Genomic DNA, 20,779 nt, shown 5'->3' on the forward strand with positions numbered 1-20,779 from the left:
TGTCCGTTTGGTTAGCGAAGGCGTTTCGGAATCATCATTCCAGCCATCTGGCCCTTACGTTTAATGTGTCCGTCAAGGCTGTAGCGAATACCGTCCCAGCAGTGCTCATAACCATCAGCGAGCTTCGGTAACACCTCACCGGTGATGCGGTCCGTTTTGTACGACCACATGCGGGCCTCACGCGCTACGTTCTTGCAGCGCGGATGGATAATGATTTCGTCGAAGCCGCGAAGATGGGCGATCCCGTCCTCAACGCTCCCCTGCCATTTCTCAGCAGCTGAGATGTTGAATCCCTGCCGCTTGAGATAGCTAATCGTCTCGGGTCGAGCGGAGTCAGCCTTGATGGGCCAGTCACGCGATCCGGGGATAGTGTCGTACAGCTCTGGCATGTGGTCGAGCTCTGTCTGCTGCCCATATGCCTCGTACTCGATATACAGCCGGTTATGCAGGATGAACGAGCGCACCAGAGTGTTCGGGTCTTTAGCGAAACCGAAGTCAGCACCGAAGAACAGGCGCTCAGCTTCTTTCCAGAGTTGGTCCGAGAACTCAGCAATCCGGTATTTTCCGGCCAGCACCTGCTTATCAGAGTTTTCGAGGTAAGCGCCTTCCCACACCCATGCGTATGTCGCCGGGTCGAGGCGGCGCTGATCGTTCTGTCGCTCACCTTCAAGCACGTCAGGGAACCACGGGTTATCCGTATAGTTCATCTCAACGGTAATGCAGTCGTCGCCGGCTTCTTTGCGGAAACGTTTATCCGTTGCGCTGCCGTCGCGCTCCGGGTTCCACGTCACCCAAATCTCTGAACCTTCCTCACGAACGGTCGGGCTCAGCTTCTGCCATGCTATTTCGCTGACTGATTCAGCCTCATCGACCCAGCATAGCAGGATGCGCGCTTTCGACTTGATGCTGTCGAGGTTATGCCGCAGACCGCAGAATACGTAGTTAACGCTCTTGTCGATGGTGCGGATGTACTTCTCGCCGATATCAAAGTTGGAAGCCAGCCAGGGGACAGACAGGATCGCCTGTTTCACCTCCTGCATGCTCGACTCTTCCAGAGAGTTCATGAATTCACGCGCGCAGAGCACCACTCCGCTTTCTCCGTTCATCATCGACTGATACGCCTTTACGGCTGTCATCAGCGCAAAAGTGCGCGTCTTGGCACTGCCACGCCCACCATGCGAGCACCGGTAGCGCTTATTCTCAGCAGTGAACAGCGGCGCAAGCTTCGCGGGGATCGGTAGTTGAACGGCGTTACTCATACTTTCGGCTCAACGGGTAGTAGCTGGATGATTGTCGGCTGCGGAGTCATGCTGCCATCAGGGCTTGTATGCTCGACTTTCTGGCGATTAGTGTAAGCATCGCCCATTTCTTTGGCGGCCTGCTCGATAAGTTGAGAGGTCATGCCGTAGTTCTTCATCTTTTCAGCATTGGTCGCCATTCTGTCGAGAACGCGCAACCGGTACGCTTTATTTGCGATCGGGATGTCGGCGATCTCATTCTGGAATCGTTTACGGGTGGCGTTGAACAGATCAATCCACTTCTGGCTCAACTTGGCCGCCATTGCGTTGCCGGGCGTATATTGCGACACCTGCTGCCGCGAGACATCGATGCCGTATTCAGCCTTTACAAGCTCAATGACTTTTACCGGGGTCTCGTAGCAGGCGAGTGATTGAACGATGAAGGCTTTAACCTCTGTCGATAATGCTGCCACAGGCTACCTCCATGACAATCTGAATAAAGCGTTACGCCAGCTTCAACATGCATGTCCCGCATGACCTGGCTATATCGATGTGAGCCACTTCTGCTGGCGCATTGGCCGCATCAACGAGCTCCTGTACTTCTTTGCTGGCACCGTATCGACGTACGACACCTGTGAATTCTTCGACATCGTGGCCGCGCAGTGTAAGCACTGGCTGCCCGGTCTCTTTGTTGAACTTCGGCGCGCCGAAATCATCGGTGGCCTGGGCGATGTGGTAAAGCTCATGCTCTACCAGCGCGCAGAACTCGAGGTCACTGCATTGTGAGCAGTAATCAGCTGCCAGCGTGATGATGAACTTCGGGATTCGCCCGAACCATTCATACATCTGCTGTTCCATTCTGGCTTTCTGCCAACCACCGGCGCGGAGCATTACCTGCTCGGCCTGGCCGAGAACGTAGCGCCCTTTCTTCGAGAATGAGCCTGACGCCCACATGAAGCAGAGGTCAGCCTCTAACAGGTGTTCGTGGTCAGGGTTATGGATGCTTCCGGTATCGCTGAGGATTTGGCGGCTTACCCACTCATGCACTTCATTGGCGGGTATCAGCCTGGTGTATGGCTGCCAGTTGTCGGAGGCGATGAAGTTAACTGGCGGGTATGGCCTGCGCTCGTCATCGTTAGCCATGGGTTACTCCGTTGTTTGTTCGGTCTGCTCTGCCGGTACCGGCGTGAACTCCACGCGTTTCACATCGGCAGGAGCGAAATACAGCCATTGGCCCGTTTCTGTCGCCAGCGGCACAAAGCCGTTAACCAGCTCAGGCTGACGGCGTGACATCTGGCCTTTGTACTCTCCGCCGTCGTTCGTCGTCAGTTTGATGTTGTAGATGTCGGACATGATTACCTCTTTTCCTTGTCGCAGCTGTTGCCCTGCTTCTCAGAAGTGCTTAGCCACTTACGGCTTACCCGTCAGCACCTAGAATCTCTTGGCCGAGTAGGCACAGCCCATGATCAAGCCCACCGATGACAGGCTTTGTAATAGGGGCAAAAGACACGCTTTCGGCAAGCTAGGCTATTTGTTACTCTATGCGCTAAGAGGAGATAGGTATGCGTACTTATGCAGTAATGGCTTTGATGCTTGTTTTTTTGATGGCTATATTTTCCGTTTTTGTGCCAGTGATAATATTTTTCAAAACAGCGCTTCTCGCGATCCTTGAGTGCTGGTTAAACCATTACAAATACTCTTTAGTACCCGAAGTTTTGAAAGATTATTTCACGCTGAATAAGATCCTGCGTCTCGTTGCTGCGGGCGCGTGGTGTGGATTTCTTATTTCCATACCTATTTGCTGGAAATTATGGCGCTCAACTCCTAAATACGACCCGCTCGATAAATACTTCAAATAGTTACCTCTGGCACTGCGTTTTAATGTATTCCTGCAGGGTTCTCAGGGAAGTTTGGTCGCTGATGATTCCGGATCGAATACCGAGAACGTTTCGTCCAGCAACGTCAGAGAGTTCGACGGTGGCATCATTGCCCATGCCGGAGGTGCCGGAGGTTTTGGTTGTGGCTGACACAGGGCAGCTTCCTTTGACGCGCACCCGGCCACCATTATCGAGACGCTTACGCAGAGCATCATTTTCAGCATTCGCATCAGCCAGCTCCTTCGTGTATTTAGCGTCGAGTGCCGCGTTGTCACGCTGGCGCACTGTCATGTCTTTGATGGTGTCGTTCGCGAGATTCAACCTTTCAGTGGCCTTATCGCGCTGCTCTTTGTAGGTGACGGCATTATCGCGATAGTGATTAACCGCCCAGACCAGAGCACCAAGAACAGCTGTGAGCAAAAGCGGAAGCCAAAGCTTTTTCAGCACCGTAGTAACTTCAGCGAGTGAAATCATGATTTCGCTTCCACAACGAAACCACCTGCCTCCCGGAATTTCTTCAGGAGGTCTTCGATTTTGTGCTCATACTGACCGTAGCCCGCGCCAGGCAGCGATGCCCAGATGTTGCTACAGCGGTCGATGGCCTGCCGGATATTGCCGTTGTCGATCAACTCCAGCGCGCGACGCTCTTTAATCTGCTGAAGCGCCACGGCATCCTGGCTGGCCGGTGAGAAATCTTTCAGCCCAAGCTGTTTGCGGTATGCATCCCAGTAACGGGCCAGTAGTTGATAGCGACCGGCTGCCGTGGATTTAATCTTCAGTCTCGGCAGGTCGACCAGCTTGCGGGGATGGTCGGCATAACTGGTAAAGAGCGATCCGCCAACAATCACGTTGTAGCCGTTATCGGATGCCTTCAGCAGTTTGTCACCGATTTCAGACCAGGCCAGCATATCGAGGAAGGCCTTGCGCTGCTTATTGATTACCTGCATTGGCATCCCCCGCTTTACTCAGGAACCGGGCTTCCAGCGCTTTAATCAGCGCCGGGCCAGACCATCCAGCCAGACCACAGATGCCACCAGTAACCTCCAGCGGCCACATGTAATGCAGGCCGGCCATAATCATCAGCGAGCCAGCAAATATCGAAACGATGACCTGCAACAGCAAAACCAGCCAGGAGAATCTTTCCCCTTTGACTATTCGGTTGGCGTAGCTTGCAATCGCGCCGAGCGTCGTCATTAGCAGAGCGACGAGCATAGATAGCAGGTCAGGTTGGTTTTTCCACGGCATAGGCATATCTCTCACCTCCGGACAAATGGTCGGGGTGCTGGGTGTAGGAGGTTCAGGCCACGGACACGATGTGACAGATAGATGAGGGTATGATTGTCCGGGCCTGAAAATAAAAACCCCGGCATTAGCCAGGGTAATTGGTGTTCTGCTTCGAGTTGCTTTGATGAGCCGAATGAGGGAGTTATTCGGCTCATGTTTTGATGCGAATAAGGCAATAAAAAGCCACCGTGGCAACTTAAGAGTCACTGACGGCAGCTTACCCTGTAAGTATGGCTAAATGGATAATTGGCTGTCAAGCACTTTAGGAGCAATATGCTTGACTTTACCAACACGTTTGCGACTTTTGAAAGCAACTTGCATTGGTTGGTATAAAACGAAAAGGGACGCATTGAGGATTTCGTCAATTTCGTTCCGGCACGTGGCTAAAGATGGCTTCCTCCACCCTTCCCCGCTTCTTCCGCACATCTTGCGTGGCTTTGCAGTCGAATGATAGTACGATGCAATTGCTCTCTTGGATGAGCCGTGAGAGTAGTAACTGAGCAGAATACCGAAGGCCTTTGTGTCGATGCGCATAACGGAATCTACGACCTGAGAAATCAACATTCCGTCATCGTCATTGCACATTGGCCGCGTCATTACCCTGGACGGCTCAACCTTCTCCATGAACTGAGCTATAACGCTGCTCATGCGCTTTTCAAGTCTGCCTGAGTAAACCCATGCCCCCCATAATTCAAGCCAGCCGTTGAGCCACTCATGCTGTTCTTTATTTAGGTTTAGCTCTCTCGTCCTCACGCTGCATCCTCCGGGCCGTTCGTTTTGTTAATCCCCAGCCTGTTGATTAGTTCCCGCCTCGCCTCTTCCAGTCTTAGTCTTGCGTCCTCGTTAAACTGCAAAGCTGCTTCGATGGTCTTCAGCATCTCCCGGTCTTTGTGGTGCTGCTGTGCTGACTGGAGATTAATTACATCTGGCATGATTTATCCCCCTGCACCTGGACGATTGTCAGGTTTCCGCAGAACACGGCACCGGTATCGATATAGAGTTGATTGGCGTATTTATAAGGCTTGCGGGCTGGCGTGTGACCGAAAATGAACAGGTCGGCGCCGGATATTTCACGCGTAATCCCATCCATAGAATTGCTGATTCTTTCCCTGTTCCAGATAACCATCTCAGTATCGATTTGTTTTCCGAACTGGTATTCATCAGACGGATAATCAGCGTGACAAACCACGACTGTTTTACCGTTGGTGGATAGCTCGATAATCAGCGGCAATTCTGCGGCTTTATGGACCAGCGCTTTCGCCAGCACTTCTTTTTCATAGTCGAGATTGAAAAACCATCCGCCCCCATTACAGAGCCAGTGATTTATGTTCCCGTATTCACTAAGTCCATCAATCATCATCTGTTCATGGTTTCCACGTACCGCCCTGAACCATGGCTGAGTAATCAGGTCGAGGCATTCAACATTTTCCGCCCCACGGTCTACCAGGTCGCCCACTGAAATAATAAGGTCTTGCGCCGGATCGAACTGCAAAGAGTCGAGTTGGCCCATCAGATTTGAGTAGCAGCCATGCAGATCGCCAATCACCCATATATTTCGGTAATTGCTTCCGTCTATTCGTTCGTAAATGTTCATGCTGCCTCCCGAATTAACTGGTCATCGGTCAGATACAGACCGCCAAAGCTGTAGCGGATGCCTTCACGGATATTTTCCAGCGTCGCGTATGGGAAGAAGTCGAGATAAAACTCAGCAGCCCGGTCAGCCTGATTTAGAAGCTCCGAGTAGTGATTTACTCGCATAAAGAAAAGCACATCCTGAAATATTGCTGCTGTTTCGCATGGGTAATGGATTTTCTTGACGTATTCTCTGGTCATGCGGCCTCCCCTAAACGGATTGTTATCCCATCCTGATACCAGTCAGGCAGTGTGAACTCGATGCGCCCCATAACACCCTGCCGCCTGAGCTCCTCAATGCGCTTCAGTTCGCTTTTCATGTGCTGGTAAAGCTCATCCATCTGCCACGGCTTTAAACGCACAGGAACGCATGCCAGATGCGCTACGCGGTCGATTGTCATTTCGCCGTAGGTTAGCTGGGCGTGAGAGGTGAATTCGTACGGGTCTTCTTCGAGCTTTCTGTGGCAACCGATGCAGTGAGCAAAGGCGTTATAGGGGTGGTATCGGGTTGCTTTGTGTCTTCGGGATTTGAAGTGGGAACAGTGTAGTCGTTGTCGTTCTGATGGGTCTGTGGAGTCAAATATTTTACCGCAGTAGTCGCATTGCCATCCCGTTCGCTCTCTGACGAGCCGGGAGAATATGTCATCAAACTTGTCCCGTTTTAGTGCCATGACTCCTCCAGTACTTATTCATAATATGATTAGGTACTCGCAGACTGATGCGATTGCGATGACCCCAGTTGTAAACGTTCTTTTCCTTACGACCTATCTGTTCAGCCATTACGCCAGCCGGTACTTTGCCAGCCACGCGTCTGATGTATGCCTTCTCTTCGTCGGTAAAGTGTTTATGGAATTTGCTAACCATCTTCCTCGTCCTCATCAAACATGGTGGTGTTGGGGTCCGGATAAAGGTTTATGGCGCACTGGTCGCAAACATAGGTTTCAACCATCGCGAGCTTCGTTCCGCAATGCAGGCAGTATCCGGCGCGACAATTACTTTCGGCCTGGTACTGGCGGATGGATTCAGGAGAAAGCATTTTTGGCCTCCAGTTCCAGAACTAATCGCTCCAGATACCAGCGGGCTTTTTTCACATCTTCCAGCCCATTCTTTTTCTCGTAGCGCCAAAGATATTTGATCACGTTAGCGACACACACGGACTGAATACCATGCTTGTTAATGGTGGCGGCAGATATGGCGTCTATGCACTCAATGCCAGCCTGTGTGTAATGATCGGGATGATTTACATTGTCAGTCATGTCTTTTCCTCGCACGCATACGGTCCCATTTCACCTGGGTGAGATGAGCGGTATACGGGAATGATTTAATGTCGGATGGGTTTGGTTCTGGCTTGCGTTTAGTGCGGGTGGTGACGCGGAAAATCATATTGTCTATCGCGATTTGGGTAACGCTTCGTCGTCGTGTCATGCCGCCGCCTTTGTTATCCGGTTGATGATCCGCCTGCCAAATTCCATCAACTTTCCTTTTTCGACTGTTGTGAGTCTGCATTCTCCGGAGCGGAGATAAGGGTGCCAGATAACCAGCATTGAGCCCTTGTTATTTCCGTTTACCGCTTTGCCTGTAGTCGCGTTCAGAAATGACAGCCGGCCGCCAGTGATAAAACGCACTTCATGGGCTGTGCTTATTGCTTCCCTGAACCATGCGACGGACGTATCTGCCGGGAGTAGCATTACGCATCCGGTGAAGTGATCCGCGTTTTCCTGCGCAGCCTTTTTCACGAATGGCATAGGTTTGCTGTACGGCGGATTAAGCCAGGCGTATCCGGGAATATCCGGCATCACTTCATTCCACGGCGTTTTGAGCGTGTCCTGATATTCGGTGATGAAGTGGTTGCACAGACTGTTATCAGCGCTTGCAGCGGCATCCAGCACAAAGCAGAACTCAGCGTTCAGTGCGTGGAATATTTCAGGCGGGGTGCGCCATCTGTCTTTGTCTTCTGGCGGGGTATTTGATTTGTCGGTCATGCTGCTTTTCCTGTTCGTTGGGCCCATTCGTATTCCCGGCGAGAATCATCACTCCACCTGACGTTTCGCTCAGCGCCGAACCAGAACATGATTTCGATTAACTCCGTCATGCTGGCCTTGCGCATTTTGCTGGTACGAACGCCGAGCAGCACAACGCCGCCGTCAATGCCGGGTACGATTCTCTGCTCAAGCTTCTTCGTCTTCAGCCATAGCGCGGTGAAAATGTCTTTCCAGTCTTCAGGCGCTAATCGCTGTCCATGCCAGAGAACCTGACGCGAGACGTCCTGAAGCATCGGCCAGAGACGGTCGTTCTGCGCTTTGGTGCGCTTGGGCTCTTTAACGTGGATTTCGTGAGGTGACTTATCGTCGAGTGGTAATGAGAGAATTGTGTCTATGGCGTTATTTCTGATTGCTTCGCTTCGAAGCAGGTATGTTTGCTTTGTCATGATGTCCTCTAATGATTCTCACCATGTCACGGTAAATTATTGGATATGACCTGCATGAGGCGAAGTTTGTCTTAAGTAGATTCCCCATAACTGGCTGCTCTTTGAAATTTTTGGTCCATTTACTGAATAACCATCGTCGCCACAAAAACCATTTCACTATTGGCATGCTCACCCCTTCGCTTTGATTCCAGCGGCGCGGATGGCGTTAGCGCTATCGTATACGCCGGAGTTGTAGGCTGACTTTTCAGCCTGCGCCCTGGTTGTATCCTGATTTGTGTAGTCGTGGTATTTCGGCAATTCAATCTCGATAGCTGCGCGGCTTGCCTGCCATGACGCCCACTGATTTGTGAAAAGCATTGAGCGCTCTACCGGTGGCATTGATATCTGGTCGTAGCGTGAATGAAACCACGCCTCAAACTGTTTCCGTGACTCTTCCATATTCCCCTCCACATGCCAGCAGACTGGCTGCTAAATAACGTCACCGCCATCAACCCAATGCTGCAGGACTTGAATTAACTGACGCGCTTGCTGTTCATCAATACCTAGTTCATCGCTGAGATAGAAAAATTCGTTGTCAGCGGTTACCTCTAATTCCCAGCATTTTTCGCTTTCGTCGATTATCACTCTCCCACCTCCATCAGCTCATCGGGAATGTCTACCTCATCGCCAAGCTTTGAGGCGACTATTAAGCGACATGCGGCTTCCTGATGCGTCAGACCGTAGCAATAGTGAGGGTCATGCAGATACGAATGGGCTTCCAGAGTTGCGTCTGATACCCATTTGAACTCAATCCCTTCTGCTTCAATCAGGTTGCCGCACTGGCTCCAGTCGGTAGATGGACTAAATGTTTTCAGTCCTGATCCGTTGTAGTAACTACACCCGTATCCACCTCGAACGCGTAAATCTCCGCCTGTCATTTCAAGAGCTAATGCCACTGCAACGTCAAGTTGCACACCGCTAAGCTCTGATGTTTTTACTTTCACGATTTATCCCCTTCCTTAGGCTCCACCTTTACCGACCAGTTACCGTTTTTCTTTCTCTCGATGAGTGCTGAACGGCCTGAATTTGTTACAACAAACGACTGGCTGGGACTCCTATCATTGCCGATGTACATGTCGGCCCACTCGGTGGCCAACTTCATTCCCTGCTCGTCATTATCAGGAACGTTAATCGTTATCCGCATATCTCTATCCTCAAATAAAAAGGCCACTGTGTAAGTGGCCCTGTTAACAGGTGGCTTCTTTCAGCCTTTCATTGAAATCCTCTGCGCTTATTCCAGGCTGAATGCAGTTAGCAAAAACTATCTCGCCGTCCAAAGTTCTAACCCAGCGCCAGTCAGCAAAAATCACATCGGAAACGTTAGCGCTCATCGCTTTGCTGGGTGAGATATCGTCTGGAAACCGGTAATAATTTCGAAGAAGCCATTCCATTGCATCTTCTCGTAGTATTGCGTCTTTGTAGTCCATGACGAACATGCCCATCAAAAACCTCCTTTGCGGTTTCGTGGTTTTTCTTCCAGCTCGCGTCGCTTGTTTTCCGCGGCTACCTGGTCGGTGTCGTAGATTGATCCATTGCGCTGTTCGCAATAGACCACACCAGAATTGCCATGGCGATTAAGGCGAAGCAAAAGCTCTGTATCACTTTGGTTGGCGTTTTCGTCATAAGCCCCTTCCCTGTAAATCCCAAGCCAGTAGTCGCAGTCCTGTTCAATCTGTCCGGTATCACGCGAGTCACTTGGCAGTGGGCGTTTGTTTGTCCGTTTCTCCAGATCACGGTTCAGTTGCGTGAGTAACACAACAACGCAATCCAGTTCCTTGGCGAGGCTCTTTAAACCTTTCGTGATCATCCCGTAAGCAAGATCGTTACGGTCGGCTTTTTCAGCCGTCATAAGCGTCAGGTAATCAACCAGCACCATGCCAACCTTCCCTTTTTCGCGCTTAATTCTGCGGGACTCAGAGAAGATGTGAGACAGAGAGGCGCCGGGGGTATCGTCAATGAACAGGTTTCCACTTTCTGCCATTTGCATAGCCCTGGCGTTTGCGTGTGAAAACTCAGACTGATTATCAGCACCGCGGTAGAAAATATCGGTGTTACAGCCAGATAATTGCCCAACCATACGTTCGAGGATCTGCTTATCAGGCATTTCAAGACTGAAAAGAACAGCCGGGAGGTCTTCACTGATGGCACAGTTGATAGCCAGCTGACTGTATAGCGTCGTTTTACCCATTTTGGGACGGGCACCGATTACCAGTAGCGAGCCACGCACCAGTCCTTTTGGCTGTAGCATTTCATCCAGTGAGGCAATCCCTGTTGATAAACCCCTTGCACGTTGCCGTGGATCGAATCTCCCTTCCAGTTCTGTTACCCAATCCTCCATCACTTCCATGAACGGTCGGGCACCGCGGCGTATTCCTGTTCTTCCATGCTCAGCCATATGCGTAAAAATCGCCTGGATGGCTTCATATTTCTGTGCGGCCGTCATTCCATTGCGGGCATAAAACAGCTCTGTTGCCTCGGTCATCCGCTGAATTCCGTAGCGCTCCATGGCTGCTTCGCGTACAGAAATGGCATAGGCGACTGAGTTAGCTGCGCTGGGCATCACCTTGGTTAGTTCAGAAAGATATGCAAAGCCGCCAACCTGAGACGCCAGGCCTTTGCTTTCCAGTGCGTCGTAAAGCGTCAGCCCATCCACAGGCTTGTTCTCCCTGTACATCTGCCGCATTTCTTCGAAAATTACCTGGTGGGCGCGGCTGTAGAATGACTCCGGCTTCAGGATGGAAAGAACTTTCTGGACCCGCTCGCTGCTGTCGTCGTCAATCAGGAGGCTGCCAAGAACGCTTTGCTCTGCTTCAAGGTTATGCGGTGGGGTAAAAATACTATCGGTCATCTTTGTCTCCTTCCCGGACTTCGATGTAGAGCTTGGCATTCAGGAAACTGTCGAATTTCATGCGTCGCCATGTCTTACCAGTTTTCTGGTCCGGGCGGTCTTCCAGCATCCAGCGGCAGTTTTCGCTGATGTATTTCAGGTATCCACGAAACCCCTCCATGTCCAGAGGCTTTCCGTCCAGTTCGCGGGCAATCTTGTTCGCCTTTCCCCAGAAGTTGCGGATCATGTTTTTCCGGTCGTCAGTGAGAGCCCTCCATCCCCTTGCCTCTGGCAGTTCGTCTTTCAGGCATTGCCAGACTTCTTCACAGGATATTTTTGCCCGGGCTGGTTTCTGCTTTTCAGCCTCTGGATTTCCGTCGCGAGTTGCACACTCATTAGGTTTACCTAATGAGTTATTAGTTAATAAATTCTTTGTGGCACTCTGTTGGCACTCTGTTGGCACAACCTCCTCTACAGCCCTTTCCTGATGCGGGTTTGCGATGGCACTCTGTTGGAATTCTGTTGGCACAAAAAAATGCTGATATTCGTCATATTTCGTGACTGTCAGCAGGGTGAATTTTTTGTTCGCCAGCGTGGTGATCATGCCCATTTTCTCAAATTTGTTGAGCAGGTATTTAATCCTGTCCGGTTCAATCCCTGTCTCACGCGCCAGCGTGTTCCGGCCTGTAATAGTCTGCCCACGTCCAACAGGATATTCACCAAACTCCGTAGTTACGTTAGCGGACTCATGGTTGACTCCCATGATGAGATGAACCCAGAGATGTACAGCTTCGCTATCCGTCCTGTAGAACGGTAATTCACGTATTTTACGGTGCAGGAATACCAACCCCTGCCCTGATGATTGAGGCTTCTCCATGGGCTTATGAGACCCTCTGAAATCGGATATTCGGAGAACGTTACTCATGACCTTTACCTCTGAATAATTGCTTAACCCTTTCCCACTCAGCCCGGAATCGACCAGGCTGCTTGAAACCGGACAGGTAGCGATCACGAATAATGTTTTTGTGTAATTTGTCCTGGTCAGGACTGAATGGTTTTGACATAATTACCTCAACTGATGTTGGCGAAACACAGTGTGATCAGGCCTCTAAGAATTCACCGTTCTTAGGGGCTTTTTCTTTTGTCAGGATTGATGCAACCTGACGGGCGAGATGTGCCATTTCTTCATCGACAACACCCCACTCCAGAACGGCGAGAAGCATCGAGAACTTGGGTATCCAGTCTCGTTTCCACCGGCTAATCTGCGCTTTATCGACACCGACAGCTGCGGCTGTTTTCTCAGTGCCGAGTAATGCGATTTTGTTGAGTAATGCGCTCTCAATGCGGAGCGCCTCATTGCGTTTGTTTGCGTGTTCCATTTCGTAGTATTTCCATAGTGAATAGTTAATTGGTCGCATCGGTTGATGCGATTGTGAGAGTGGGCCGAATCAGCCCGCAGGTTATTAAAGAGCGTGTTGCTTAAGCTGCGTTATCAGCTTTCATGTAACGTTGCGGATAGAGAATCTGCATCTCTGAGATTTCCTGCTTGAAGAACTTTGCGAGCTTCTCCGCCGTTTCGAGAGATGTGATTTGAATGCCACGCTCGATCCGGCTCAGGTTGCCAACATCAATTTGAGTGGCAGCTGCTACATCAGAGATTGTGAAACCTTTCTCTACACGCATTTTTCTTAGTGGTGTTTGCATATTACCGCCTCCTTAATGCGTTATACGCATAATATGACATCCGCAAATTTTGCGCAAGGCGCTTTGCGAGGAACGCATAAAATGTTTTCTAATAGTGAAATGAACGTAGGGGAAAAAATCCGCCAAATCCGTAAGGCGAAGAAAATCACACTCAATCAACTGGCGACGCTAGCGGATAGCGATGTCGGTAATCTCTCGCGCCTTGAAAGAGGACTTCAGGGCTATAGTGACGCGCTTATAAAAAAAATTGCGACCGCTCTTGAGGTTCCTGTTTCTGAACTATTCTCTTCTAATATTGTTAGTGATACTGTGGGAATATACAGTATTAATTCACTCACAAAAGAAGGGAGGGAGGATGTGTATAGGGTTGACGTACTTGATGTTTCCGCCAGCGCAGGCGATGGCTCTCCGTCGAAAGATATAGTTGAAGTTATCCGTTCAATTGAATATGTAGCAGATCAGGCAAAGCTCATTTTTGGTAACCGACCGGAGTCTTCAGTGAAGCTTATCAACGTTCGCGGCGATAGCATGCAAGGAACCATTGAGCCAGGCGATCTGATTTTCGTGGATGTCAGTGTCAGCTATTTTGATGGGGATGGGATTTACGTGTTCGACTTTAATGGCGACATGTATGTTAAGCGTCTTCAGAAAGTAAAATCTGACTTATATGTCATCTCTGACAACCCAAAATATCGTGAGTGGTCAATATCTAGTGAAGAAGCACCTATGCTTCACGTTGCTGGACGTGTGATGCTGAGTCAGTCACAGCAATACAGACGCCACGGTTAACTCCCCCCCACCCTACCTGCCCGCTTATGCGGGCTTTTTTGTGCTCATTGCAAAGCCGCTTATTAAAGCCTCAAAAAATATATTTCCATTACATTCAAACGCATATGTAATTTGTGTCAAAAATCTACCCACATTTATAAATATGCGCTTGACGCATTTGCGCATAACGCATATCTTTACCCCATCAGCAGGACGCACTACTCACCAGGACGGTGAATGCTCTTTAACAATACAGGGGCTGTTTCGGCCCAACAATACCAAACGAGATGGGTTTGGGGTTTGGTGAGCAAAAGCTCCAGTGAATAAGCACATCGAATCGCAGTGCGATCGTGATGCCCAACCGATAGCTGATAGAAGCATCTGAGTGCTCGGTAATCGCCAAACCACCAAAGCCATTTCAGGAGGCAATCATGACCAATCGTGAGCACAAGAAATTACTCCGCGCTATCCGTCATCAACAGGAAAAGCGCGACAACCAACAGTTAGCCAAGAAGATAGACCGTGCATTTTCACGTCTGTCAGAAGACTGTTCTAACCGTGTACTGAAAGCCACTTCGCTTATTGCAGTACGGGAAAAGCCAGAGCAGGAAGTAACGATTAAACAGAACCGCACCTATTACCGTGACGCTAACCCGTTCGGTAACAAAATACATGCGGTGCAGAAGATGAAGTTATCCAGCAAGCCACTTATTTGAGGTGACCATGAACGACAACGGTAAGCAGCGGGATTTGCTCATGCATGTATGGAGTGGGCTGAGGAATAAAAGTTCACGCAACCACAGGCGTGTGATGAAGAAATTGAACAAGGCTGCTAAATAGGCGGCCTTTTTAATAGCCAATTACAGCGAGGTAATGGAATGACCCAATATGCAATTTTCGAACTGTCGATGCCTAACCGTGGCTCATGGAATGGCGGATGGTCTGGTGCGATGGATAAGTATGTGAAGCACAGACAGCTTCCTGCGAAGGGCAATCCAAACGTGAAAGACGGAGCTAACCACTATTACAACTTTGGTGATGGCTGGGGTGCAAATGTCAGCGTCAGGATTGTCGAGGGAGCGAAAGCCAAGAATCAGGCCATCAAAGGCAGCAAGGGATTTTGCGGTTACGACTGGATGATAGACAGCATCCTGAAGCACGGAAAGATTATCGCCGAATAAGGTCGCAAATTAGCGGCCTTTTTTATTAGCAACGTTAACAGAGGTGAGGGATATGGAGTGGATTAAATGTAGTGAGCGGATGCCTGACGCTGAAATACCTGTACTGATAATGAATAACGGCGTCATCAGAATTGGAGAAATTAGATGGGATTTTCCGTCTCATGAAGAAACATATGAAGCCTTTAAGTATTGGGATGACCCTAATAATGACGGTCAGCCTTGGGAGGTGTTTGATATTACACACTGGATGCCATTACCTGAACCGCCAACCGAGTAATTCCCGATAGCTAATTCCCTGAGTTAGCTATGTGGATACCCTCAATCATCCCTTGATGTTTATTTGCCGCTCGCAGTCAGGGCGGCTTCTTTTTGCCTGGAGGAAATAATGAGTGTGCAGGTTAATACCTATGTACTTTGCGGCGTAAAGTTGCCGTTTAGCGAATGCGATGATGACGCAGCATTCGAAAAGCTTGAACCTTATCTTGATAGCGCTTTTAAAGGCATTCATCACCACAACGGCTTGTGCGTAATTGATGATGGAATGAATGGTAATTACACATTCATTGGTCGTGTACTGGCTAAAACGCAGAATTATGAACACTTCAACGAGCCAGTATCGCCTGACATATCAAATCTTGAAAAGGAGCTCATTGCTAACCTCATTTCAGCGCAGTTCTGCATCGAGAAGCCAGACGTTAAAGTTTGGGTTTTCTCCCATTACCGATAGCCGCCTGAGTGCGGCTTTTTCATATCTGCATCTGAGTAATGGTTAATCAGCCATTAGCCACATGCAATCACACAACCAAAGGAACCTACCCCATGATGCACTTACAGCTCGCGGGTAGCGGCGTCATGTCCGCTTATTACCCGCCTGAATCTGAATTACACCGCAAAGTTCGCCAGCTTATCCGCGCCGCAATGCTGCGGCTGAAGGACACATTATCTCAGCCCGGAGTGCCTGCCCATGACCATTTTACCCGTTAACGGAACCGTACTGGTTCAGCAAGGTAATCGTGACTTTAACAAGCTCTACGAAGCGTCATTCCCCGACACTCAGGAAGGCCTGAAGTCTGCCTATTCGTGGGCATGGGAAATAGCGATGGGCTGGCACGATATTCAGAATGACGACTGGAATAAAACCCATGCTGCATGACTTTAACGATGAAGAATTTATTGCGCTTATTTCTACCGAAATTGAGGAAGAAGTAGAGCAGCAAATCAATCTGGCAGCGGAACGAAATAATCCGCCGATTACATGGGCAGAGTTTGCAGGAGACTTCACATGATTGTTTACAAGGCAATAAGCGCAGTAGCCAGGGATATGGCTGAGCAGGGAATTAGTAAGGACAGGGAAAACCGCCAGCAAGGATTTAACTTCCGTGGAATCGACCAGGTATATAACGCACTGGCTCCAATGCTCGCTAAACACGGACTGGTTATTCTGCCACGAATTACAGAGCGCACGGTAACTGAGCGTACAACACAAAAAGGCGGCGTGTTGTTTTACGTTGTCGTTAAAGCTGAGTTCGATTTTGTAGCCACCGAAGATGGAAGTAAGCACACCGTTATCACTTACGGCGAGGCCATGGATAGCGGCGATAAGGCCACAAATAAAGCGATGTCTATCGCCTACAAATACGCTGCATTTCAGGCATTCTGCATTCCGACAGAACAGACAGCAGTCGATCCGGATGCAGAAACACACGAAGTGGCTGCGCGTTCTCCTGACGACATCCTGGCCGACTTTTCCGCGCTGGCCGCAGACTGCGGAACCATTGAAGAACTGAAAGGCATTTACAAGCCTGCGTGGAATGCCCTGGCTAAGTTCCCCGAACATCAGCAGAAGTGCGTTGATGTATTCAAAACACGTGGCACAGAACTAAAACAGGCGGCATAAATGGCAATTAATACAATCACTATATCCGGCAATGTTGGTAAAGACGCGGTGCTCCGCGTCACGCCAAATGGAAAGCATATTGCCTCTTTCTCCCTGCCAGCTAAGACCGGGTTTGGAGACAACGAAAAAACCTCCTGGCTGAACTGCAAAATGTTTGGCGCGATGGCCGAGAAGCTGTCCGCTGCAATTGTGAAAGGTGCGAAGGTTACTGTGTCAGGTGAGTTTCTCGTTGAGGAATGGACTCGTCAGGACGGTACACAGGCGCAGACGCCGACCATTCTGGTGCGGGATATCGATTTACCGCCGCGCGGCACTCCCGGCAATGATGCGCCTCGCCAGCAAACACGGCAACAACAGCGACCGGCTCAATCCAGCGAGCCGCCTATGGATTTCGATGATGACATCCCATTTGCACCTGTCGGACTCCCCTTCCCTCGCCACGCTATACACGCAGTCTAAATAAATAACCGGAGTCAAAAATGCTCACACCTCAGCAGGTATTAGCCTGCCTACGGCGGGATAGCCGCAACCATATTACAGAGTCATGGAGATGGATGGGTGACCTTACGGACGTGGCATCCGGCTCCGGTATTTACGAAATGTCTCTGAACGAAATAGACCCCTATTACGCAGGCTGGTCAACGCTACTGGAATACCAGTATCACATCATCCACCCGGTAACACTCAAGACCATCATGGACCAACTGGATAAGGAGCCATGGGGAGACGGGGCGCTTGGAGGCGTCGTTTACCGGCTTAAAGAAGGTTACTCATCATGATTGGTCAATACAACCCTGATATATCCCCTAACGAATTAGTAGCCCGCCACAGAGTAAAGCCTATGCCAGACAAATCGGAGTTACTCAAACGCCACAGTTTTCCCAGCGTAAACGAGAACAAGTACATCAGCCTGATGATTAAAGGAGCGCGGAAATGACAGATAACAACAAACACCTGGTACGCGCCGGGCATGAATTTGCGGCGGCTATGAGTGACGACACGCCGATCATCACGATTGCGAAGATGGTGACCAAGCTTGCATCGGCGCTGGACGTGCAGAGTGCGCGTAGTGAAGCGCTGACGGCGAAGTTAAACGATGTATGCGCTGAGAATGCGGCGCTGAAGAGTGTGATTGGGGAATGTCAGCGGTACTTCATAGCAGGGATACGAAACGCAATCAGGCCAACCAATGAAGGCTATCTGCATATGCGTTGCGATACCGTAGCAGATGAAACCCCCAACACGGACGCATGGGTGAACGAACAGCGGGCGGTGGGCGCGACTCGGGTCGAAACCAATTTACGGGCTTGCTATGAAGAATTCCCCGAATCATCACGGGACATCGTAGACGAGTGCATCCAAATTGCTGCCAATGCCGCAGCACAGCTTCGCGGGAGCAAGGTATGAGCACTTTGGCGAATGGGGCAAAACTGACCCCTCAAACGTTCGATGATTTCATTTCGCGGTTGAAATATCACCATCTCGGTGATGGGGTTAATTGGCATCACACCGCAGACCCGATTTTTATGGTTCAGCAGCAATCGAAAATATACGGCCTAGACGATGAATACTGTGAATCGAAAATCGTCCATTTCGATGGCTGTGAATGGGATTCACCGCAAGCGTATTGGGAGGACGCCGACGAGGATGAACGAAGCGAACTCAACAGCCAGGCACAAAGTTTATGTGAGCATGACTTCCTTGATTGCGAAGAAGATGAGCAGTGGCAAGTGTTGGCTGATCTTGATGATCACACTGTATGCGGAATCAAAAAGGAGTGGCGGCACGTTAATGCCCACCTGACCAGAGAGGCAGCAGAGGCGTTTATTCGCCGTAAACAACATGACTATCCACCACTTCGCGTTTACGTCGAAAGCATGTGCTACGGGTGGGAGTATCAGGAAATCATCGCGGCGCTTTGTGATGGGCGCCTGGTGCTGGCAGAAAGCAAAGGTGGTGCAGCATGACCATGACAGCAGAACAACGGGCGCAACTGCGCGAAGTGGCGGAACGGGCTACATGCGGGCGATGGGAGTTATCGTTTCCCTGCGATTCAGATAGCGCAACCATCGACCGCGAAGTGGAAGGATTCATTCCAATTTGTGTCATTGAAGGTGCTCATCCTGATGGTGGCTATGACGAGGATTTCCAGAGCGAACAACAGGCTAATGCTGAGTTTATCGCCGCGTTTCACCATGCCGTAGCGCTGGCGCTGCTTGATGAACTGGAGCGGAAAGATAAGCGCATCGCTGAGCTGAATTTCGTCTGTAAAAGTGCCGACCAGGTTCAACGAGAGTACGCCGAAGCGTTGGGCTGCGCAGGCGATAACGAATCTATTTTGGTAGCTATTGACGAGATTAAGTCGCGCATCACTGAACTGGAAGCGCGGACGGTCACTGTGAAGCTGCCTGAGTATAAATGTTCGCCCGACATGCACACTAAGCAGTTTTATGAAACGGTTGGATTTAACGCAGCCATTGACGAATTTAAGCGCCTGAACGGTGAGGAATAAACATGATTCAGGAAAGGAGATCATACGACAAAGGTGCCTGGGTTGTAGTTCGAGAGCATGACCGCGTTGTTGTTTACACAACAACTAGTAACCGCGAAGCGCACGACTTTGCAGACAGAATTACTGATGCAGAAAATATCTACCATTACGTAGATGAGTGCGTGTCTGCTGGCATCAATTTAACGGTGGAGGGCTAACGATGAACAATCAAATTACAGAATTACCAGTAGAACGTGACCAGTACGGCTACTGGACGCACCCGGTTTACGATGCGTTTTGCGATGGTCGCGAGTATGTTCCGACCGAGGAATTTAACGCATGGATGAGCGAAAACGGTCTGGAATGGACAGTCGAGTACCGCGATGAGAGCGACATTGACCCCAATGTTGATGGTTACGACATTTCAGAATGGGAGCCTGAATCGCCAGCAGGGGATGGCTGGTTTGTTGGTTCCATTCACGACACTGAAGACGGCGCTGTGTGTATTTGGCTGCGGAATAAAGCGGAGCGTGCGCAATGACAATCAACGAACGCGTATCAGACGCAACTATCGACGAAATCCTCGCTGGATGTATCGAGGGCGTTGAACCGACTTCGCACGAAATAGCGATGGCCGCAGAGATAAAGCAGTACCGCGCCGCCGCTGAGCCTGTGGCGTATCTAATTCAGGACAGAGATGACCGGCAAAATGGGTTTAGTGGCAGCCTATCGCCTCATTCGATTAAAAGCTACAGCGATAAAGATATCGCCGAATACGAGCTATCACAAATCCCGCTCTACGCAGCCCCGCAGGTTGCGAGCGTGCCGGATGAATCCGCGATATTCGATGCAGCGATTGATATATGCCGGAAGTCAGACGCTATTGACGAGCATGCATGGAATCGCGGCGTACTGGCGGTTATGTCTGCTTTTCGCGCATGTCTCGCCGCCACCGCAGCGCCAGCAGTACAGGCAGAGCAGCAGGAACCTGTAAGTCATCCTTACACGTTGCGCGATGATACGCGCCGACTTGATTGGCTGGACGCGCAGAACAAAAGGCTTAACGAATATTACGGTACTGCATACGGGTGGAAATTTGACGCGAATTTCCAGCGCAACGCCATGATGCTTAATGACAGCAATTATCCGGTTATGTCAGTCCGGCAGGCTATAGACGAAGCTATGCGTACTGCCGCACCGCAGCAGGAGGCTGAATAATGCACACCGTAGAGTTGACTAACGCGGCGCTGGTATTCACCGACGCAGCAACCGGTCAGGGTTATCTTCGCGTTCTGAACGAGTGGGAAGCCAAACTGGTTTCTGCACAGCTTACCGCGCTGGATGATGGCGAAATGAAAGCCGTCCCTGTTCATCCTTTTGAGATTCGCAAGATGAAACCGGGCGGTGAGTGAT

At 50.2% G+C, this 20,779-nt stretch carries 46 protein-coding genes; 19 read left to right on the plus strand and 27 right to left on the minus strand.

Going from position 1 to position 20,779, the window contains the following annotated elements; genetic code table 11:
• Positions 1-11: 11 nt before the first annotated feature.
• The 4 genes from FHW74_RS01730 to FHW74_RS01745 are packed head-to-tail and all read right to left on the minus strand — an operon-like array spanning position 12 to position 2,591.
• Positions 12-1,259 carry a PBSX family phage terminase large subunit gene (locus FHW74_RS01730; protein WP_183168865.1) on the minus strand — a complete coding sequence of 416 codons (1,248 nt, stop codon included), beginning with the start codon at positions 1,257-1,259 and terminating at the stop codon, positions 12-14.
• On the minus strand, positions 1,256-1,711 hold the full coding sequence (locus FHW74_RS01735) for a DUF2280 domain-containing protein (RefSeq protein ID WP_183168866.1): 456 nt from the start codon (positions 1,709-1,711) through the stop codon (positions 1,256-1,258). The genes FHW74_RS01730 and FHW74_RS01735 overlap by 4 nt, the downstream gene beginning before the upstream one ends.
• 31 nt (positions 1,712-1,742) lie before the next feature.
• Positions 1,743-2,381, minus strand: a complete 639-nt coding sequence (locus FHW74_RS01740; protein ID WP_183168868.1) for a putative metallopeptidase — start codon at positions 2,379-2,381, stop codon at positions 1,743-1,745.
• Between the two features lie 3 nt (positions 2,382-2,384).
• Positions 2,385-2,591: a hypothetical protein gene (locus FHW74_RS01745; RefSeq protein WP_180240230.1), complete on the minus strand. Its 207-nt coding sequence runs from the start codon at positions 2,589-2,591 to the stop codon at positions 2,385-2,387.
• Between the two features lie 209 nt (positions 2,592-2,800).
• Here FHW74_RS01745 and FHW74_RS01750 point away from each other — a divergent pair, with 209 nt between their 5' ends.
• Entirely contained in the window at positions 2,801-3,097 is a 297-nt protein-coding gene (locus FHW74_RS01750; RefSeq protein WP_076730577.1) for a hypothetical protein, read from the plus strand.
• Here FHW74_RS01750 and FHW74_RS01755 read toward each other — a convergent pair whose 3' ends face one another.
• From FHW74_RS01755 to FHW74_RS01865, 23 genes are all read right to left on the minus strand, one after another.
• Positions 3,098-3,589: a lysis protein gene (locus FHW74_RS01755; RefSeq protein WP_183168869.1), complete on the minus strand. Its 492-nt coding sequence runs from the start codon at positions 3,587-3,589 to the stop codon at positions 3,098-3,100.
• Entirely contained in the window at positions 3,586-4,062 is a 477-nt protein-coding gene (locus FHW74_RS01760) for a glycoside hydrolase family 104 protein (RefSeq protein ID WP_183168870.1), read from the minus strand. Before FHW74_RS01760 ends, FHW74_RS01755 begins: the two co-directional genes overlap by 4 nt.
• Entirely contained in the window at positions 4,046-4,366 is a 321-nt protein-coding gene (locus FHW74_RS01765; protein ID WP_183168871.1) for a phage holin family protein, read from the minus strand. Before FHW74_RS01765 ends, FHW74_RS01760 begins: the two co-directional genes overlap by 17 nt.
• Before the next feature lie 267 nt (positions 4,367-4,633).
• Positions 4,634-5,152 (minus strand): antiterminator Q family protein, encoded by a 519-nt coding sequence (locus tag FHW74_RS01770; protein ID WP_183168872.1) that lies wholly within the window; start codon positions 5,150-5,152, stop codon positions 4,634-4,636.
• The gene (locus FHW74_RS01775; RefSeq protein ID WP_183168873.1) at positions 5,149-5,331 is read right to left on the minus strand and encodes a hypothetical protein; all 183 of its coding nucleotides are present in this window, start codon (positions 5,329-5,331) and stop codon (positions 5,149-5,151) included. Before FHW74_RS01775 ends, FHW74_RS01770 begins: the two co-directional genes overlap by 4 nt.
• Positions 5,319-5,993 (minus strand): metallophosphoesterase, encoded by a 675-nt coding sequence (locus FHW74_RS01780; protein WP_183168874.1) that lies wholly within the window; start codon positions 5,991-5,993, stop codon positions 5,319-5,321. Before FHW74_RS01780 ends, FHW74_RS01775 begins: the two co-directional genes overlap by 13 nt.
• Positions 5,990-6,232 (minus strand): hypothetical protein, encoded by a 243-nt coding sequence (locus FHW74_RS01785; protein ID WP_183168875.1) that lies wholly within the window; start codon positions 6,230-6,232, stop codon positions 5,990-5,992. The genes FHW74_RS01780 and FHW74_RS01785 overlap by 4 nt, the downstream gene beginning before the upstream one ends.
• Complete coding sequence (locus FHW74_RS01790) at positions 6,229-6,702, minus strand: hypothetical protein (RefSeq protein WP_183168876.1); 474 nt, start codon at positions 6,700-6,702, stop codon at positions 6,229-6,231. Before FHW74_RS01790 ends, FHW74_RS01785 begins: the two co-directional genes overlap by 4 nt.
• A 185-nt stretch (positions 6,703-6,887) precedes the next feature.
• Entirely contained in the window at positions 6,888-7,067 is a 180-nt protein-coding gene (locus FHW74_RS01795; protein ID WP_183168877.1) for a protein NinF, read from the minus strand.
• Positions 7,054-7,287 carry a DUF3310 domain-containing protein gene (locus FHW74_RS01800; RefSeq protein WP_183168878.1) on the minus strand — a complete coding sequence of 78 codons (234 nt, stop codon included), beginning with the start codon at positions 7,285-7,287 and terminating at the stop codon, positions 7,054-7,056. Before FHW74_RS01800 ends, FHW74_RS01795 begins: the two co-directional genes overlap by 14 nt.
• A complete protein-coding gene (locus FHW74_RS01805; protein WP_370527945.1) occupies positions 7,280-7,537 on the minus strand; it encodes a NinE family protein in 258 nt (85 codons plus the stop codon). The genes FHW74_RS01800 and FHW74_RS01805 overlap by 8 nt, the downstream gene beginning before the upstream one ends.
• Complete coding sequence (locus tag FHW74_RS01810; RefSeq protein WP_183168880.1) at positions 7,453-8,013, minus strand: phage N-6-adenine-methyltransferase; 561 nt, start codon at positions 8,011-8,013, stop codon at positions 7,453-7,455. The genes FHW74_RS01805 and FHW74_RS01810 overlap by 85 nt, the downstream gene beginning before the upstream one ends.
• Entirely contained in the window at positions 8,010-8,459 is a 450-nt protein-coding gene (locus FHW74_RS01815) for a recombination protein NinB (protein ID WP_183168881.1), read from the minus strand. Before FHW74_RS01815 ends, FHW74_RS01810 begins: the two co-directional genes overlap by 4 nt.
• A gap of 168 nt (positions 8,460-8,627) precedes the next feature.
• Positions 8,628-8,897 carry a hypothetical protein gene (locus FHW74_RS01820; RefSeq protein WP_183168882.1) on the minus strand — a complete coding sequence of 90 codons (270 nt, stop codon included), beginning with the start codon at positions 8,895-8,897 and terminating at the stop codon, positions 8,628-8,630.
• 30 nt (positions 8,898-8,927) lie between these two features.
• A complete protein-coding gene (locus FHW74_RS01825) occupies positions 8,928-9,083 on the minus strand; it encodes a hypothetical protein (protein ID WP_183168883.1) in 156 nt (51 codons plus the stop codon).
• A complete protein-coding gene (locus tag FHW74_RS01830; RefSeq protein WP_183168884.1) occupies positions 9,080-9,442 on the minus strand; it encodes a phage protein NinX family protein in 363 nt (120 codons plus the stop codon). Before FHW74_RS01830 ends, FHW74_RS01825 begins: the two co-directional genes overlap by 4 nt.
• A complete protein-coding gene (locus tag FHW74_RS01835; RefSeq protein ID WP_183168885.1) occupies positions 9,439-9,642 on the minus strand; it encodes a hypothetical protein in 204 nt (67 codons plus the stop codon). Before FHW74_RS01835 ends, FHW74_RS01830 begins: the two co-directional genes overlap by 4 nt.
• A 43-nt stretch (positions 9,643-9,685) precedes the next feature.
• Positions 9,686-9,940, minus strand: a complete 255-nt coding sequence (locus FHW74_RS01840) for a hypothetical protein (protein ID WP_183168886.1) — start codon at positions 9,938-9,940, stop codon at positions 9,686-9,688.
• Positions 9,940-11,346 (minus strand): DnaB-like helicase C-terminal domain-containing protein, encoded by a 1,407-nt coding sequence (locus tag FHW74_RS01845; RefSeq protein ID WP_183168887.1) that lies wholly within the window; start codon positions 11,344-11,346, stop codon positions 9,940-9,942. The genes FHW74_RS01840 and FHW74_RS01845 overlap by 1 nt, the downstream gene beginning before the upstream one ends.
• Entirely contained in the window at positions 11,336-12,250 is a 915-nt protein-coding gene (locus tag FHW74_RS01850) for a DNA replication protein (RefSeq protein WP_183168888.1), read from the minus strand. The genes FHW74_RS01845 and FHW74_RS01850 overlap by 11 nt, the downstream gene beginning before the upstream one ends.
• Positions 12,243-12,389: a DUF2740 family protein gene (locus FHW74_RS01855; protein WP_183168889.1), complete on the minus strand. Its 147-nt coding sequence runs from the start codon at positions 12,387-12,389 to the stop codon at positions 12,243-12,245. The genes FHW74_RS01850 and FHW74_RS01855 overlap by 8 nt, the downstream gene beginning before the upstream one ends.
• A gap of 36 nt (positions 12,390-12,425) precedes the next feature.
• Complete coding sequence (locus FHW74_RS01860; RefSeq protein ID WP_183168890.1) at positions 12,426-12,704, minus strand: lambda phage CII family protein; 279 nt, start codon at positions 12,702-12,704, stop codon at positions 12,426-12,428.
• A 100-nt stretch (positions 12,705-12,804) separates the two neighbouring features.
• The gene (locus tag FHW74_RS01865; RefSeq protein WP_183168891.1) at positions 12,805-13,029 is read right to left on the minus strand and encodes a helix-turn-helix transcriptional regulator; all 225 of its coding nucleotides are present in this window, start codon (positions 13,027-13,029) and stop codon (positions 12,805-12,807) included.
• A 99-nt stretch (positions 13,030-13,128) separates the two neighbouring features.
• Between FHW74_RS01865 and FHW74_RS01870 the strand changes: the two genes are divergently transcribed.
• The 18 genes from FHW74_RS01870 to FHW74_RS01955 all read left to right on the plus strand — a co-directional run bounded on the left by FHW74_RS01870 (position 13,129) and on the right by FHW74_RS01955 (position 20,778).
• Entirely contained in the window at positions 13,129-13,818 is a 690-nt protein-coding gene (locus FHW74_RS01870) for a helix-turn-helix transcriptional regulator (RefSeq protein WP_183169425.1), read from the plus strand.
• Positions 13,819-14,228: 410 nt separating this feature from the next.
• On the plus strand, positions 14,229-14,513 hold the full coding sequence (locus tag FHW74_RS01875; RefSeq protein WP_183168892.1) for a transcriptional regulator: 285 nt from the start codon (positions 14,229-14,231) through the stop codon (positions 14,511-14,513).
• 162 nt (positions 14,514-14,675) lie between these two features.
• A complete protein-coding gene (locus tag FHW74_RS01880; RefSeq protein WP_183168893.1) occupies positions 14,676-14,978 on the plus strand; it encodes a hypothetical protein in 303 nt (100 codons plus the stop codon).
• Positions 14,979-15,030: 52 nt separating this feature from the next.
• Positions 15,031-15,255: a DUF551 domain-containing protein gene (locus FHW74_RS01885; protein ID WP_183168894.1), complete on the plus strand. Its 225-nt coding sequence runs from the start codon at positions 15,031-15,033 to the stop codon at positions 15,253-15,255.
• A 108-nt stretch (positions 15,256-15,363) separates the two neighbouring features.
• The gene (locus FHW74_RS01890) at positions 15,364-15,705 is read left to right on the plus strand and encodes a hypothetical protein (RefSeq protein ID WP_183168895.1); all 342 of its coding nucleotides are present in this window, start codon (positions 15,364-15,366) and stop codon (positions 15,703-15,705) included.
• A gap of 92 nt (positions 15,706-15,797) precedes the next feature.
• Positions 15,798-15,962 (plus strand): protease FtsH-inhibitory lysogeny factor CIII, encoded by a 165-nt coding sequence (locus tag FHW74_RS01895; protein ID WP_183168896.1) that lies wholly within the window; start codon positions 15,798-15,800, stop codon positions 15,960-15,962.
• The gene (locus FHW74_RS01900; protein ID WP_002462810.1) at positions 15,943-16,131 is read left to right on the plus strand and encodes a DUF5444 family protein; all 189 of its coding nucleotides are present in this window, start codon (positions 15,943-15,945) and stop codon (positions 16,129-16,131) included. The genes FHW74_RS01895 and FHW74_RS01900 overlap by 20 nt, the downstream gene beginning before the upstream one ends.
• Positions 16,121-16,264: a hypothetical protein gene (locus tag FHW74_RS01905; protein ID WP_183168897.1), complete on the plus strand. Its 144-nt coding sequence runs from the start codon at positions 16,121-16,123 to the stop codon at positions 16,262-16,264. Before FHW74_RS01900 ends, FHW74_RS01905 begins: the two co-directional genes overlap by 11 nt.
• Positions 16,261-16,875, plus strand: a complete 615-nt coding sequence (locus tag FHW74_RS01910; RefSeq protein ID WP_183168898.1) for an ERF family protein — start codon at positions 16,261-16,263, stop codon at positions 16,873-16,875. Before FHW74_RS01905 ends, FHW74_RS01910 begins: the two co-directional genes overlap by 4 nt.
• Positions 16,876-17,334 carry a single-stranded DNA-binding protein gene (locus FHW74_RS01915; RefSeq protein ID WP_183168899.1) on the plus strand — a complete coding sequence of 153 codons (459 nt, stop codon included), beginning with the start codon at positions 16,876-16,878 and terminating at the stop codon, positions 17,332-17,334.
• A 95-nt stretch (positions 17,335-17,429) separates the two neighbouring features.
• Positions 17,430-17,654, plus strand: coding sequence for a hypothetical protein (locus tag FHW74_RS01920; protein ID WP_142984821.1), 225 nt, complete (start codon positions 17,430-17,432; stop codon positions 17,652-17,654).
• Positions 17,651-17,812 carry a DUF2737 family protein gene (locus FHW74_RS01925; RefSeq protein ID WP_183168900.1) on the plus strand — a complete coding sequence of 54 codons (162 nt, stop codon included), beginning with the start codon at positions 17,651-17,653 and terminating at the stop codon, positions 17,810-17,812. Before FHW74_RS01920 ends, FHW74_RS01925 begins: the two co-directional genes overlap by 4 nt.
• Positions 17,809-18,282, plus strand: a complete 474-nt coding sequence (locus tag FHW74_RS01930; RefSeq protein ID WP_183168901.1) for a hypothetical protein — start codon at positions 17,809-17,811, stop codon at positions 18,280-18,282. Before FHW74_RS01925 ends, FHW74_RS01930 begins: the two co-directional genes overlap by 4 nt.
• On the plus strand, positions 18,279-18,842 hold the full coding sequence (locus FHW74_RS01935; RefSeq protein ID WP_183168902.1) for a hypothetical protein: 564 nt from the start codon (positions 18,279-18,281) through the stop codon (positions 18,840-18,842). Before FHW74_RS01930 ends, FHW74_RS01935 begins: the two co-directional genes overlap by 4 nt.
• Positions 18,839-19,387: an ead/Ea22-like family protein gene (locus FHW74_RS01940; RefSeq protein WP_370527946.1), complete on the plus strand. Its 549-nt coding sequence runs from the start codon at positions 18,839-18,841 to the stop codon at positions 19,385-19,387. The genes FHW74_RS01935 and FHW74_RS01940 overlap by 4 nt, the downstream gene beginning before the upstream one ends.
• A gap of 199 nt (positions 19,388-19,586) precedes the next feature.
• Entirely contained in the window at positions 19,587-19,907 is a 321-nt protein-coding gene (locus FHW74_RS01945) for a hypothetical protein (protein WP_183168903.1), read from the plus strand.
• The gene (locus FHW74_RS01950; protein WP_183168904.1) at positions 19,904-20,584 is read left to right on the plus strand and encodes a hypothetical protein; all 681 of its coding nucleotides are present in this window, start codon (positions 19,904-19,906) and stop codon (positions 20,582-20,584) included. Before FHW74_RS01945 ends, FHW74_RS01950 begins: the two co-directional genes overlap by 4 nt.
• On the plus strand, positions 20,584-20,778 hold the full coding sequence (locus FHW74_RS01955; RefSeq protein WP_183168905.1) for a hypothetical protein: 195 nt from the start codon (positions 20,584-20,586) through the stop codon (positions 20,776-20,778). The genes FHW74_RS01950 and FHW74_RS01955 overlap by 1 nt, the downstream gene beginning before the upstream one ends.
• Position 20,779: the final 1 nt, after the last annotated feature.

It is taken from the genome of Atlantibacter sp. RC6 (genome assembly GCF_014193285.1).
GTDB lineage: Bacteria > Pseudomonadota > Gammaproteobacteria > Enterobacterales > Enterobacteriaceae > Atlantibacter.

Coding starts and splice junctions, on each gene's coding strand:
- FHW74_RS01775 (WP_183168873.1), bottom strand. CDS start 5,331: ATGCCAGATGTAATTAATCTCCAGTCAGCACAGCAGCACCACAAAGAC.
- FHW74_RS01755 (WP_183168869.1), bottom strand. CDS start 3,589: ATGATTTCACTCGCTGAAGTTACTACGGTGCTGAAAAAGCTTTGGCTT.
- FHW74_RS01945 (WP_183168903.1), top strand. CDS start 19,587: ATGAACAATCAAATTACAGAATTACCAGTAGAACGTGACCAGTACGGC.
- FHW74_RS01850 (WP_183168888.1), bottom strand. CDS start 12,250: ATGAGTAACGTTCTCCGAATATCCGATTTCAGAGGGTCTCATAAGCCC.
- FHW74_RS01750 (WP_076730577.1), top strand. CDS start 2,801: ATGCGTACTTATGCAGTAATGGCTTTGATGCTTGTTTTTTTGATGGCT.
- FHW74_RS01745 (WP_180240230.1), bottom strand. CDS start 2,591: ATGTCCGACATCTACAACATCAAACTGACGACGAACGACGGCGGAGAG.
- FHW74_RS01920 (WP_142984821.1), top strand. CDS start 17,430: ATGGGTGACCTTACGGACGTGGCATCCGGCTCCGGTATTTACGAAATG.
- FHW74_RS01955 (WP_183168905.1), top strand. CDS start 20,584: ATGCACACCGTAGAGTTGACTAACGCGGCGCTGGTATTCACCGACGCA.
- FHW74_RS01790 (WP_183168876.1), bottom strand. CDS start 6,702: ATGGCACTAAAACGGGACAAGTTTGATGACATATTCTCCCGGCTCGTC.
- FHW74_RS01865 (WP_183168891.1), bottom strand. CDS start 13,029: ATGCAAACACCACTAAGAAAAATGCGTGTAGAGAAAGGTTTCACAATC.
- FHW74_RS01765 (WP_183168871.1), bottom strand. CDS start 4,366: ATGCCTATGCCGTGGAAAAACCAACCTGACCTGCTATCTATGCTCGTC.
- FHW74_RS01855 (WP_183168889.1), bottom strand. CDS start 12,389: ATGTCAAAACCATTCAGTCCTGACCAGGACAAATTACACAAAAACATT.
- FHW74_RS01795 (WP_183168877.1), bottom strand. CDS start 7,067: ATGCTTTCTCCTGAATCCATCCGCCAGTACCAGGCCGAAAGTAATTGT.
- FHW74_RS01845 (WP_183168887.1), bottom strand. CDS start 11,346: ATGACCGATAGTATTTTTACCCCACCGCATAACCTTGAAGCAGAGCAA.
- FHW74_RS01900 (WP_002462810.1), top strand. CDS start 15,943: ATGACCATTTTACCCGTTAACGGAACCGTACTGGTTCAGCAAGGTAAT.
- FHW74_RS01730 (WP_183168865.1), bottom strand. CDS start 1,259: ATGAGTAACGCCGTTCAACTACCGATCCCCGCGAAGCTTGCGCCGCTG.
- FHW74_RS01940 (WP_370527946.1), top strand. CDS start 18,839: ATGACCATGACAGCAGAACAACGGGCGCAACTGCGCGAAGTGGCGGAA.
- FHW74_RS01950 (WP_183168904.1), top strand. CDS start 19,904: ATGACAATCAACGAACGCGTATCAGACGCAACTATCGACGAAATCCTC.
- FHW74_RS01935 (WP_183168902.1), top strand. CDS start 18,279: ATGAGCACTTTGGCGAATGGGGCAAAACTGACCCCTCAAACGTTCGAT.
- FHW74_RS01780 (WP_183168874.1), bottom strand. CDS start 5,993: ATGAACATTTACGAACGAATAGACGGAAGCAATTACCGAAATATATGG.
- FHW74_RS01910 (WP_183168898.1), top strand. CDS start 16,261: ATGATTGTTTACAAGGCAATAAGCGCAGTAGCCAGGGATATGGCTGAG.
- FHW74_RS01810 (WP_183168880.1), bottom strand. CDS start 8,013: ATGACCGACAAATCAAATACCCCGCCAGAAGACAAAGACAGATGGCGC.
- FHW74_RS01840 (WP_183168886.1), bottom strand. CDS start 9,940: ATGGGCATGTTCGTCATGGACTACAAAGACGCAATACTACGAGAAGAT.
- FHW74_RS01895 (WP_183168896.1), top strand. CDS start 15,798: ATGATGCACTTACAGCTCGCGGGTAGCGGCGTCATGTCCGCTTATTAC.
- FHW74_RS01820 (WP_183168882.1), bottom strand. CDS start 8,897: ATGGAAGAGTCACGGAAACAGTTTGAGGCGTGGTTTCATTCACGCTAC.
- FHW74_RS01760 (WP_183168870.1), bottom strand. CDS start 4,062: ATGCAGGTAATCAATAAGCAGCGCAAGGCCTTCCTCGATATGCTGGCC.
- FHW74_RS01890 (WP_183168895.1), top strand. CDS start 15,364: ATGAGTGTGCAGGTTAATACCTATGTACTTTGCGGCGTAAAGTTGCCG.
- FHW74_RS01860 (WP_183168890.1), bottom strand. CDS start 12,704: ATGGAACACGCAAACAAACGCAATGAGGCGCTCCGCATTGAGAGCGCA.
- FHW74_RS01800 (WP_183168878.1), bottom strand. CDS start 7,287: ATGACTGACAATGTAAATCATCCCGATCATTACACACAGGCTGGCATT.
- FHW74_RS01925 (WP_183168900.1), top strand. CDS start 17,651: ATGATTGGTCAATACAACCCTGATATATCCCCTAACGAATTAGTAGCC.
- FHW74_RS01835 (WP_183168885.1), bottom strand. CDS start 9,642: ATGCGGATAACGATTAACGTTCCTGATAATGACGAGCAGGGAATGAAG.
- FHW74_RS01905 (WP_183168897.1), top strand. CDS start 16,121: ATGCTGCATGACTTTAACGATGAAGAATTTATTGCGCTTATTTCTACC.
- FHW74_RS01805 (WP_370527945.1), bottom strand. CDS start 7,537: ATGCAGACTCACAACAGTCGAAAAAGGAAAGTTGATGGAATTTGGCAG.
- FHW74_RS01930 (WP_183168901.1), top strand. CDS start 17,809: ATGACAGATAACAACAAACACCTGGTACGCGCCGGGCATGAATTTGCG.
- FHW74_RS01915 (WP_183168899.1), top strand. CDS start 16,876: ATGGCAATTAATACAATCACTATATCCGGCAATGTTGGTAAAGACGCG.
- FHW74_RS01785 (WP_183168875.1), bottom strand. CDS start 6,232: ATGACCAGAGAATACGTCAAGAAAATCCATTACCCATGCGAAACAGCA.
- FHW74_RS01875 (WP_183168892.1), top strand. CDS start 14,229: ATGACCAATCGTGAGCACAAGAAATTACTCCGCGCTATCCGTCATCAA.
- FHW74_RS01885 (WP_183168894.1), top strand. CDS start 15,031: ATGGAGTGGATTAAATGTAGTGAGCGGATGCCTGACGCTGAAATACCT.
- FHW74_RS01880 (WP_183168893.1), top strand. CDS start 14,676: ATGACCCAATATGCAATTTTCGAACTGTCGATGCCTAACCGTGGCTCA.
- FHW74_RS01870 (WP_183169425.1), top strand. CDS start 13,129: ATGAACGTAGGGGAAAAAATCCGCCAAATCCGTAAGGCGAAGAAAATC.
- FHW74_RS01740 (WP_183168868.1), bottom strand. CDS start 2,381: ATGGCTAACGATGACGAGCGCAGGCCATACCCGCCAGTTAACTTCATC.
- FHW74_RS01815 (WP_183168881.1), bottom strand. CDS start 8,459: ATGACAAAGCAAACATACCTGCTTCGAAGCGAAGCAATCAGAAATAAC.